Annotated in this window: 8 protein-coding genes; 3 read left to right on the plus strand and 5 right to left on the minus strand. The window is 73.7% G+C overall.

Going from position 1 to position 8,832, the window contains the following annotated elements:
• Positions 1–89 precede the first annotated feature (89 nt).
• The gene (locus tag EAO76_RS34200; protein ID WP_148840467.1) at positions 90–2,360 is read left to right on the plus strand and encodes a bifunctional salicylyl-CoA 5-hydroxylase/oxidoreductase; all 2,271 of its coding nucleotides are present in this window, start codon (positions 90–92) and stop codon (positions 2,358–2,360) included.
• On the opposite strand, the gene EAO76_RS34205 is transcribed toward EAO76_RS34200, so the two are convergent.
• The 3 genes from EAO76_RS34205 to EAO76_RS34215 are packed head-to-tail and all read right to left on the minus strand — an operon-like array spanning position 2,347 to position 5,257.
• Positions 2,347–2,778, minus strand: coding sequence for a hypothetical protein (locus EAO76_RS34205; protein ID WP_148839963.1), 432 nt, complete (start codon positions 2,776–2,778; stop codon positions 2,347–2,349). The two genes, EAO76_RS34200 and EAO76_RS34205, sit on opposite strands and share 14 nt — an antisense overlap.
• On the minus strand, positions 2,775–3,599 hold the full coding sequence (locus EAO76_RS34210; protein WP_148839964.1) for a GNAT family N-acetyltransferase: 825 nt from the start codon (positions 3,597–3,599) through the stop codon (positions 2,775–2,777). The genes EAO76_RS34205 and EAO76_RS34210 overlap by 4 nt, the downstream gene beginning before the upstream one ends.
• A gap of 56 nt (positions 3,600–3,655) precedes the next feature.
• Positions 3,656–5,257 (minus strand): AMP-binding protein, encoded by a 1,602-nt coding sequence (locus EAO76_RS34215; protein WP_148839965.1) that lies wholly within the window; start codon positions 5,255–5,257, stop codon positions 3,656–3,658.
• A gap of 215 nt (positions 5,258–5,472) precedes the next feature.
• Here EAO76_RS34215 and EAO76_RS34220 point away from each other — a divergent pair, with 215 nt between their 5' ends.
• Together EAO76_RS34220 and EAO76_RS34225 are read left to right on the plus strand one after the other, a co-directional pair.
• The gene (locus tag EAO76_RS34220) at positions 5,473–6,600 is read left to right on the plus strand and encodes an acyl-CoA dehydrogenase family protein (protein ID WP_148839966.1); all 1,128 of its coding nucleotides are present in this window, start codon (positions 5,473–5,475) and stop codon (positions 6,598–6,600) included.
• Positions 6,597–6,998 carry a RidA family protein gene (locus tag EAO76_RS34225; protein ID WP_148839967.1) on the plus strand — a complete coding sequence of 134 codons (402 nt, stop codon included), beginning with the start codon at positions 6,597–6,599 and terminating at the stop codon, positions 6,996–6,998. The genes EAO76_RS34220 and EAO76_RS34225 overlap by 4 nt, the downstream gene beginning before the upstream one ends.
• Before the next feature lie 67 nt (positions 6,999–7,065).
• Here EAO76_RS34225 and EAO76_RS34230 read toward each other — a convergent pair whose 3' ends face one another.
• Together EAO76_RS34230 and EAO76_RS34235 are read right to left on the minus strand one after the other, a co-directional pair.
• Entirely contained in the window at positions 7,066–8,199 is a 1,134-nt protein-coding gene (locus EAO76_RS34230) for an FAD-dependent monooxygenase (protein WP_148839968.1), read from the minus strand.
• A 59-nt stretch (positions 8,200–8,258) separates the two neighbouring features.
• Positions 8,259–8,828, minus strand: coding sequence for an ATP/GTP-binding protein (locus tag EAO76_RS34235; protein WP_148839969.1), 570 nt, complete (start codon positions 8,826–8,828; stop codon positions 8,259–8,261).
• Between the last annotated feature and the right edge of the window lie 4 nt (positions 8,829–8,832).

Below are 8,832 nucleotides of genomic sequence, written 5' to 3' on the forward strand. Positions count from 1 at the left end.
CCGCGGAGCTGGTCGCCAACGCGGTCGAGCACACCGGGAGCGACGAACCCATCGAGCTGGTGGTGGAACTCCTGCCGACCGGCTGCCAGGTGGAGGTGCACGACCGCGCCCCCGCCCCGCCCGGCGGCCTCTACGCCGCGGCCCTGCTCAAACGGCTCGACCCGGCCCGCGACATCACCGTCTGGGAGCGCAACGCCCCCGACGACACCTTCGGCTTCGGCGTCGTCCTCTCCGACGAGACCCTCGGCGGCATCGAGCACGCCGACCCCGTCGTGTACCGGGCGCTCAAGGACGAATTCGTCCGGTGGGACGACATCGACATCGTCCACCGGGGCGTCACCCAGACCTCCGGCGGCCACGGCTTCGCGGCACTGGGCAGGCGCAGGCTCCTGGAGATCCTGCGCGAACGCTGCGCCTCCCTCGGCGTACGCCTCCACTTCCGCACCGCGGCGCCACCGGCCGCCGAGCTGGCCGCCACGCACGACCTGGTGATCGCCGCCGACGGCGTGCACAGCCCCACCCGCGCCGCCCACGCCGACGTGTTCGGCCCCCGTCTCACCACCCACCGCTGTCGCTACATCTGGCTCGCCGCCGACTTCGCCCTCGACGCCTTCCGCTTCGAGATCGCCGAGACCGCGTACGGGGTGATGCAACTCCACGGCTACCCCTTCTCGGCCGACGCCTCCACCGTCATCGTCGAGATGCGCGAGGAGGTCTGGCTCGCCGCCGGGTTCGACACCTGCTCCGTCGAGCACTCGGTCCTGCGCTGCGCCAAGGTCTTCACCGAGGCGCTCGGCGGTCGGCCGCTGCGCTCCAACAGGTCCGCCTGGACCGCCTTCCGCACCGTCGTCAACACCCGCTGGTCGCACGGCAGCACCGTCCTCATCGGCGACGCCGCCCACACCGCGCACTTCTCCATCGGCTCCGGCACCAAACTCGCCGTCGAGGACGCCCTCGCCCTCGCCGCCTGCATCGAGGAACAGCCCGACCTGCCCGCCGCGCTGTCCGCGTACGAGGCCGAACGCCGGCCGGTCGTCGAATCCACCCAGCGGGCCGCCGCGGCCAGCCTGCGCTGGTTCGAGGAACTGGGCACCTACGTCGACCAGCCGCCCCGCCAGTTCGCCTTCAACCTCCTCACCCGCAGCCGCCGCGTCACCCACGACAACCTGCGCCTGCGCGACCCCTCCTTCACCGCCGCCGTCGAGGAGGAGTTCGACGGCCTCCCGGACACCCCGCCGATGTTCACCCCGCTGCGGCTGCGCGGCCTCGAACTCCGCAACCGCGTCGTGGTGTCCCCCATGGACATGTACTCGGCCGTCGACGGCGTCCCCGGCGACTTCCACCTCGTCCACCTGGGCGCCCGCGCGCTCGGCGGCGCCGGACTCGTCATGACGGAGATGGTGTGCGTCAGCGCCGAGGGCCGCATCACACCCGGCTGCGCCGGCCTCTACACCGACGAGCAGGCCGCCGCCTGGAGCCGCGTCACGGACTTCGTCCACGCGAGCGCCCCCGGCACCGCCATCGGCGTCCAACTCGGCCACTCGGGCCGCAAGGGCTCCACCCGCCGGATGTGGGAGGGCATCGACCAGCCGCTCGACCACGGCAACTGGCCGCTCGCCGCCGCCTCCCCGATCCCGTACCGGGACGGCGTCAACCAGGTCCCGCACGCCCTGGACCGGGCCGGACTCGACGCCGTGCGCGAGCAGTTCGCGGCGGCGGCCCGCCGCGCCGACCGCTGCGGCTTCGACCTGCTCGAACTCCACTGCGCCCACGGCTACCTGCTGTCCGGCTTCCTCTCGCCGCTCACCAACCACCGCACCGACGCGTACGGCGGCTGCCTGGCCAACCGGCTCCGTTTCCCCCTGGAGGTCTTCGACGCGATCCGCGACCGGTGGCCGGACGCCCGGCCCATGACCGTCCGGATCTCGGCGATCGACTGGGCCGAGGGCGGCACGACGGCCGACGACGCCGTCGAGATCGCCCGTGCCTTCGTCGCCCACGGGGCCGACGCCATCGACGTCTCCACCGGACAGGTCGTGCCCGACGAACGCCCCGAGTACGGCCGCTCCTATCAGACCCCGTACGCCGACCGGATCCGCAACGCCCTGTGCGTGCCCGTCGTCGCGGTCGGCGCGATCTCCTCCTGGGACGACGTCAACTCGCTGCTCCTCGCGGGCCGGGCCGACCTCTGCGCCCTGGCCCGCCCCCACCTGTACGACCCGCACTGGACCCTGCACGCGGCGGCCGAGCAGGGTTACGCCGGACCCGGCGCGCCCTGGGCGGCCCCGTACCGGGCGGGCAGCCGGCCCCCGCCGACGGGCCGCACGGACGCGCCGAAACCGCGGCTCACCCTGGGGTGACCGGCAGGCACTCGTGGCAGAGGCACGGGTCGGGGTGCGGAGCCCCGTGATGGGCGTGCCGCTCCTCCCGGGCGACCCGCTCCAGCAGCGCGGCCAGCTCCTCGGCCTCCTCCCGGGTGGCCGCGACCGTCCACGGGCACCGCTTCAGCACGGCCGGGGTGTACACCAACCGGGCCCGGAAGGTGTGGAGATGACGGGTCCCCGTGTCGATGGTGATCCAGTGACCGTTGTGCCGCCCGCGCCCGACGGTGGTCAGCTGCTGGTGCCCCATCCCGGCGTAGGTGTCGACGACGTACACCTTCGCCCCGCCCCGGTACGCCTTCGTGCCGGGGCGCAGCTCCTGCCCGCCGTCCCCGTACCGCCGCCACAGCACCACGTTCGCCACGACCAGCCAGGCGGGTTCCGGCGCCCCGCTCACCGCTCCACCGCGCTGATCAGCAGCCGGTCCGAGACCGCCCGGTAACCGATGCGCCGGTACACGCCGTTGCTGGTCGGGTTCGCCAGGTCGGTGAAGAGCAGCACCTCCCGCGCACCCGCCTCACTCGCCGCCCGGCTGCTCTCCGCCGTCACCGCGGCCGCGTAGCCCCGGCGGCGGTGCTCGGGGGGCGTGTAGACCGTCGAGATCCGTACCGTGCCCGCGATCCGCGGCGAGGCGCCGGCCATCGACACCGGGACGCCGCCATCGTCCTCCCAGAGCGTCAGCCCGCCGGACGCCAGCCGCTCGTCCACCATCCGTCCGGCCCGGGCGCCGGACTGGCCGGTCCCGTCGGCGAACGCGAGGTGCCAGCGCACCAGCAGCTCCCGGTCGGCGGGGACGGCGGCCCTGGGCCGGCCCGGGGGTGCGGGGGAGGGCGGGACGAGCGTCCCCAGCCGGTGGAGCCGCTGCTCCTGGTCGACCCGGTGGCCGGGCCAGAGCCCGGCGAGCACCTCGGCGGAGGCCCGGTCCGCGTTGATCCGGGTCAGGGGCAGCGCGGCGGCCAGCGGTTCGAGCGCCTCCGGGGCGACGGACCCCAGCAGCGGCGGGTGCGGCGGGGTCCGCACCAGCGTCCCCGCGACCTCGCCGTCCGCCCCGCGCCACCAGCCCAGCAACGGAGCGGCGTCGCCGTAGGCGTGCGGGCCGTCGCGCCGGAGCGTCTCGGTGACGGTCAGCACCAGGGTGTTCTCGGCGGGCCGGACGGCCAGCGAGGCGCCGGCCGCGTCGAGGAAGACGTCTACGTCATCGGTGAAGGTCCAGGGCATGCCTCATCCTGCCGGGCGCGTGACGCGCGGGGCACGCGTATTTCGGGGCGCCGGGATCAGCCGTCCCGCAGCCGGAAGCGCTGCAGCTTCCCGGTGGCGGTACGGGGGAGCGCGGGCAGGAACTCGACGACGCGCGGGCACTTGTGCGGGGCCAGCTCGTTCTTCACATGTGCGCGCAACGCGTCGGCCGGGACGTCCGAGCCCCCGCGCAGCACCACGTACGCCACCACGATCTGGCCGCGCAGCTCGTCCGCCCGGCCCACCACCGCGGCCTCGGCCACCGCGGGATGGCGCAGCAGGGCGTCCTCGACCTCGGGGCCCGCGATGTTGTACCCGGAGGAGATGATCATGTCGTCGGCGCGGGCGACGTACCGGAAGTAGCCGTCCGGCTCGCGCACGTAGGTGTCCCCGGTGAGGTTCCAGCCGTGCGCCACGTACTCCCGCTGGCGCCCGTCGGCGAGATAGCGGCAGCCCACCGGGCCGCGCACCGCGAGGAGTCCCGGCTCGCCGTCCGGCACCTGCCCGCCGTCGTGGTCCAGGACCCGGGCCTGCCAGCCGGGCACGGGGACGCCGGTGGTGCCGGGGCGGATCGCGTCGTCGGCGGCCGAGATGAAGATGTGCAGCAGCTCGGTGGCGCCGATGCCGTTGATGATGCGCAGCCCCGTCCGCTCGTACCAGGAGCGCCAGGTGGACACCGGGAGGTTCTCCCCGGCCGACACGCAGCGCCGCAGCGCGCCCAGATCGTGCTCGTCGACGTGGTCGAGCATCAGGCGGTAGGCGGTCGGCGCGGTGAACAGCACCGAGACCCGGTGGGCGGCGAGCGCGGGCAGCAACCGGTCCGGGCCCGCCTGTTCGAGCAGCAGGGCGCTGGCACCGGCCCGCAGCGGGAAGACCACGAGCCCGCCGAGCCCGAAGGTGAAGCCGAGCGGCGGGCTGCCCGCGAACACGTCGTCGGGGGTGGGCCGCAGCACATGGCGCGAGAAGGTGTCCGCGATCGCCAGCACGTCCCGGTGGAAGTGCATGCAGCCCTTGGGGCGTCCGGTGGTGCCCGAGGTGAACGCGATCAGCGCGACGTCGTCCGCGGCCGTGTCCACGGCCCGGTACGGACCCGTCACGGTCTCGGTCAGACGCAGCAGGTCGTCCTCGTCCCCGCCCCCGTACACCGTGATCCGCAGCCCCGGCACCCCGGCCCGCACCAGGTCGTCGACCGCCCCGGCGTCGCACAGCGCGTGGCTCACCCGGGCGATCGAGCAGATGGTGGACAGCTCCGCGGGCCGCTGCCGGTCCAGCACTGTGACGGCGATCGCGCCCGCCTTCAGCACCGCCAGCCAACAGGCGGCCAGCCGGGGCGTGGTGGGACCGCGCAGCAGGACGCGGTTGCCGGGGACGACCCCGAGGCGGGAGGTGAGGACGTGGGCGATCCGGTCCACCCGCTCCCGCAGCTCCCCGTAGCTCCAGACCGCGCCGTCGGCGGTGCGGAAGACGGGGCGGTCGGGGCCGAGGCGGTCGATCGTGCGGTCCAGCAGCTCCGCCGCGCAGTTGAGGCGGTCGGGATAACGCAGTTCGGGAAGGTCGAAGAGCAGGTGCGGCCACTGGTCCGGAGGTGGCAGGTGTTCCCTGGCGAAGGTGTCGAGGTGCGCTGAGGTGTTCGGGTCCATGACGGATCGCCCCCTTGTCGCCCTTGGAGCGTATCGTTTGTGTGACGGTAGTCAACGGTCCGCGATAGAGCGAGTCGGAGGGGGCAGGAGCCGACGAGGGGGAACGGCCGACCGGGTGACGGGAGGTCGGGAGGACGGGCGCGGACGGGTACGGAGGAACGAGCGGACGGGAACGGGAAAGCAAGCAGACGAGACGCGACAGGAGAGGCGCCCGTATGACGGCATTCTCACTCGATCCGGAACAGAACGCCTGGTGCGAGGAGCTCGAAACCCTCGCCGGGCGGCAACTGCGCCCCCTCGCCGAGAAGGGCGAACCGGGCCACGTCAACCGCCCCCTGGTCGCCGCACTCGGCGCGGCGGGCCTCATCGACCGGCTGCTGGACTCCGGCGCCCTCGACCTCTGCCTGCTCCGCGAGTCCCTGGCCCGGGGCTGCCCGGAGGCCGAGACCGCGCTGGCCCTCCAGGGGCTCGGCACCCACCCCGTGGTCCGGGCGGGCACCCCCGCCCACCGCGCCCGCTGGCTCCCCGGGGTACGGGCCGGGCGCACCGTGGCCGCCTTCGCGCTCAGCGAACCGGGAGCCGGCTCCGACGCGGCGGCCCTCGCCCTGGCGGCCGGACGCGACGGCGACGGCTGGCGGCTGACCGGCGAGAAGTGCTGGATCTCCAACGCGCCCGAGGCCGACTTCTACACCGTGTTCGCGCGCACGACCCCCGGCGCCGGAGCGCGCGGCGTCACCGCGTTCCTGGTCCCCGCCGACCGCCCCGGGCTCACCGGCACCGCCCTCGACATGCTCTCGCCGCACCCCATCGGGGCCCTGGTCTTCGACGGGGTCCCGGTCACCCCCGACGACGTGCTCGGCGAACCGGACCGGGGCTTCCGTGTCGCCATGGACACCCTCAACCTGTTCCGGCCCAGCGTCGGCGCGTTCGCCGTCGGCATGGCCCGCGCCGCCCTCGACGCCACCGTGGAACACACCGCGCACCGCACCGCGTTCGGCGGCCCGCTGAAGGACCTCCAGGCCGTCTCCCACCAGGTCGCCGAGATGGCCACCCGGGTCGAGGCCGCCCGCCTCCTGGTGTACGCGGCCGCCGCCGCGTACGACGCGGGGGAACCCGGTGTGCCGCGCCGCGCCGCCATGGCCAAGCTGTACGCCACCGAGACCGCCCAGTACGTCGTCGACGCCGCCGTCCAACTGCACGGCGCCCGCGCCCTGCGCCGCGGCCACCTCCTCGAACACCTCTACCGGGAGGTCCGCGCGCCACGGATCTACGAGGGCGCCAGCGAGGTCCAGCGCACCATCATCGCCAAGGAGCTGTACGCGAACCGGGAGGCATCCGCATGAGTCCGGTCCACCGGATCAACCCCGTCGAACTGTCCCCGCCCACGGGCTTCTCGCACGCCGTCACGGCCACCGGCGGCCAACTGGTCTTCCTGGCCGGGCAGACGGCGCTCGACCAGGACGGCAAGGTGGTCGGCGACGACCTGACCGAGCAGTTCGCGACGGCGCTCGCCAACCTGCTCACCGCCCTGCGCGCGGCGGGCGGTGCCCCGGCGGACCTGGCCAGGGTCACCGTGTACGCCACCGATGTGGCCGACTACCGCAAGAGGGCCGCAGACCTGGGCAGGATCTGGCGGCGGCTGGCGGGCCGTGACTATCCGGCGATGGCGGTCGTCGGAGTGGCCAGGCTCTGGGACGAGCAGGCCCTCATCGAGCTCGACGGGATCGCGGTACTTCCCTGATTCATCGTCAGGAAGGTTGCCGCAGGCGGTCGTACGGGTCCGGGGGCCGGACCCGTACGACCGTCGGTCAGTACGGCTTCACCAGCACGTGCGCCGCGCCCGGGATGCCGACCTTCAGCAGCTCGTCCTCCTCGGGCGTGGTCGCGCTGCCCGTCTCCTGCTTGAGCACCGCGCGCGAGATGGCCTGCACCCACATGGCGCGGGGCCGGCGGCGGGCCTCCCACGCGGCGAGGGCCGCGGGCACCCCGTCCTCGGAGTCCAGCGACCGGGCGAGCACCAGGGCGTCCTCGACGGCCATCGCCGCACCCTGCGCGATGTGCGGGGTGGAGGCGTGCGCGGCGTCACCGGCCAGGGCGACCCGCCCGACGTGCCAGGGCTCCTCGACCGTCACCTGGGAGATCCGCGAGTACACCACGGCGGCCGGGTCGGTGACGTGACCGAGCGCCTCGGCGACCGGTCCCGAGAACATCGCCAGCCGCTCCGCGAGCTGCTCGTGGGCCCGCAGCGGGTCCGGCCGGAAGTCCTCGGCCTCGGCGAACACCGCGCCCAGGTACATCAGTTCCCCGGTGATCGGGGTGAGCAGCGCCTTGGCCTCCTGCCCCGCGGTGCTCATCAGGACACCCCGGACCCGGTCCTGCCGGGGCACCGTCACCCGCCAGTTGGCGAAGCCGGTGTACCGGGGGGCGTAACGGTCCCCGTACAGCCGGGTGCGCAGCGGCGAACCGATGCCGTCGAAGCCGACCACCAGGTCCCAGCGGCCCGAGGAGCCGTCGGAGAGGGTGACGTCCACCCCGGCGCCGTCGTCGGTCAGCTCGGTGATGGTGGTGCCGAAGCGGATCTTCGCGCCCGCGGCGACGGCGGCGGAGTTCAGGATCCGGGCCAGGGCGGGCCGCGGGATGCCGTTGTTGGAGGGGGCGTCGCCCATCCGGGGCTGGGGTATCTCGGCGAGGGTGTTGCCGGCCGGGTCGGCGATGGTCAGCACCTCCCACTCGAAGCCCGCCGCGAGGCATTCGTCGAGGACCCCGATCTCCCGCATGACGTGGAGGGCGTTGGACGGCTGGATGATGCCGACGCCGAGGGCCTCCAGCTCGTCGCGGAGCTCGGCGACCTCGACGGTGTGGCCGCCGCGGGCCAGGGCGGTGGCGAGGGTGAGCCCGCCGATGCCGCCGCCGTGGACGAGGACGCGCAGGGGTGTTGCCATCTCAGATCTCTCCAGAACGAGAAGAAGTACGGGAAGTGCGGGAAGTGCGGGGCCGGCGATCAGCCGGCCGCGACGGGCAGGCTCATCAGGTGGTCGACCAGGGCCAGCAGCACGTCCCGGCCGAAGGCCCGCTCCCGGACGTCGCCGATCAGCAGCGGAACGTGCGGGTCGAGGTCGAGGGCGGCCCTGATCTCTTCGGGGGTACGGGAGTTGTGGCCGTGGAAGCAGTTGATCGCCACGACGAACGGGATGTCCCGGCTCTCGTAGAAGTCGATCGAGGCGAAGCTCGTCTCCAGCCTGCGGGTGTCGGCGATCACCACGCCGCCGAGCGCCCCGTTGACCAGGTCGTTCCACATGAACCAGAAACGCTCCTGGCCCGGGGTGCCGAAGAGGTAGACCACCAGCTCGGGACTGACCGTGATCCGGCCGAAGTCCAGGGCCACGGTGGTGGTGTCCTTCTGGCCGACCCCGGCCAGGTCGTCGATGCCGACGCTGGCCTGGGTCAGGTATTCCTCGGTGCGCAGCGGGGTGACTTCGCTGACCGCGCCCACCAGGGTGGTCTTGCCGACGCCGAAGCCTCCGGCGATGAGTATCTTGACGGCGGCGGGGGCCGCCTGACTGCTTGTCATGTGG

Origin of the sequence: Streptomyces sp. sk2.1, assembly GCF_008120935.1 — a bacterium.
GTDB lineage: Bacteria > Actinomycetota > Actinomycetes > Streptomycetales > Streptomycetaceae > Streptomyces.

Coding starts and splice junctions, on each gene's coding strand:
- EAO76_RS34210 (WP_148839964.1), bottom strand. CDS start 3,599: ATGCCCTGGACCTTCACCGATGACGTAGACGTCTTCCTCGACGCGGCC.
- EAO76_RS34215 (WP_148839965.1), bottom strand. CDS start 5,257: ATGGACCCGAACACCTCAGCGCACCTCGACACCTTCGCCAGGGAACAC.
- EAO76_RS34220 (WP_148839966.1), top strand. CDS start 5,473: ATGACGGCATTCTCACTCGATCCGGAACAGAACGCCTGGTGCGAGGAG.
- EAO76_RS34225 (WP_148839967.1), top strand. CDS start 6,597: ATGAGTCCGGTCCACCGGATCAACCCCGTCGAACTGTCCCCGCCCACG.
- EAO76_RS34230 (WP_148839968.1), bottom strand. CDS start 8,199: ATGGCAACACCCCTGCGCGTCCTCGTCCACGGCGGCGGCATCGGCGGG.
- EAO76_RS34235 (WP_148839969.1), bottom strand. CDS start 8,828: ATGACAAGCAGTCAGGCGGCCCCCGCCGCCGTCAAGATACTCATCGCC.